Raw genomic sequence first — 1,254 nt, forward strand, 5'->3', positions numbered from 1 at the left:
GGCCCCGTCGGCACGGCGTTGAGGAGCTGCTCACCGACCGTGAGCGTGGTGGCGCCGGCCATCCGCAGCGCGGCGGTCGCGGGATCCCCGCCGGCGATCCGCAGCCGGGCGTCGCCCGTGAGCAGGTACCGCCCGCCGTTCACGGTGACCAGCACCGCCCGGTCGCCGAGCGGCACGCCGCCGGAGAGTGGCCGGTCGATCACCACGTGTGTGGTGGACCGGTCGGAGGCGGCCGGATCCGGCACGTCGCAGACCGACCAGGGCAGCCCGATCAGCGACTTCCGGTCGGGCAGCGCGTCCGGCGCGCCGACGATCCCGACGGTACGTCCGCGCGGCCGGTCCGCGATGGACGCCCGCGACATGGTGCGCACCGTCGGGTCCGCCTCGTCGAGGACGAGCCGGGCCGAGGCGTAGTTCAGGGTCGGGTGCAGCAGGCCGTCCACGTAGACGTACGTCGCCCCGGTCTCCCGCTCGATCACCAGCGTGTTCGCCTCCAGCGGCGCGGCGTTGCCGGTGAGCTGGCCGTACGCGCCGACGCCGCCGAGCACCACCGCCGCGGCCACCACGCTGCCGACCACCGCCAGGCCGAGCCGCCGCATCGGCAGGTTCGTCGTCTCGGGGTCGCCGGAGAGCAGCGCGGAGACGATCCGGCGGGTGACGAAGCGGTACGCCTGCACCTGGTCGCGGCGGGTCCGCATGACTTACCTCCGGCGGCGGGTCGGGCCGCGACGATCGAGTCCGACGGCGGGGTGGGCGCGGCGATCAGGTCCGAGCAACGCCGCGGGCTTCCCTACGATAAGGGTTTGCCGGCCGGTCACCGGGGCCACCGCCGCCCGGGGACGGGCGCACCGCCCGCCCGTGCCGGCCAGGAGAGCCGCTGTCGAGAAGGGACGCCACCGATGACGCAGGTCCAGGGGCCACCGGGCCGTACGGCCGCGCCAAGGGCTCGTCCGGCCGCCGGCCCGGCCGACCCGCCCGACCGCGCCGTCGTCCCCGCCGACCGGCGCAGCCGGGGTCGCCTCGGCCCGGTCGTCGTCGGCCAGCTCGTCGTGGCGGAGCTCGGCGCGCTGGCCGTCTACGCCGCGCTCGGCGGCCCCGGCTGGCTGGTCGGCGTCGTCGCCGTCGTCGCGGTGGCGGCCGTCGCCGCCGCCTTCGCCCGCCGGGGCGGTCGCTGGTGGTACGAGGACCTGCTGCTGCGCCGCCGGCTGCGGCTGCGCCGGGAGGAGGCCCAGGCGGCGGTGACCGGCGGTGCGG

1 protein-coding gene and 1 pseudogene are annotated in these 1,254 nt (G+C 77.4%); one reads left to right on the forward strand and one right to left on the reverse strand.

From position 1 onward, the window contains the following. Positions 1 to 698, reverse strand: a 698-nt coding sequence (eccB, locus tag MCAG_RS17330) for a type VII secretion protein EccB (RefSeq protein ID WP_007074279.1), incomplete at its 3' end; no start/stop codon positions are given. A gap of 201 nt (positions 699 to 899) precedes the next feature. On the opposite strand from eccB, the pseudogene MCAG_RS33735 reads away from it, so the two are divergent. Then, a pseudogene (locus MCAG_RS33735) lies at positions 900 to 1,254 on the forward strand (type VII secretion protein EccE); the annotation flags it as partial.

It is taken from the genome of Micromonospora sp. ATCC 39149 (assembly GCF_000158815.1).
In the GTDB taxonomy this organism is placed as follows: Bacteria; Actinomycetota; Actinomycetes; order Mycobacteriales; family Micromonosporaceae; genus Micromonospora.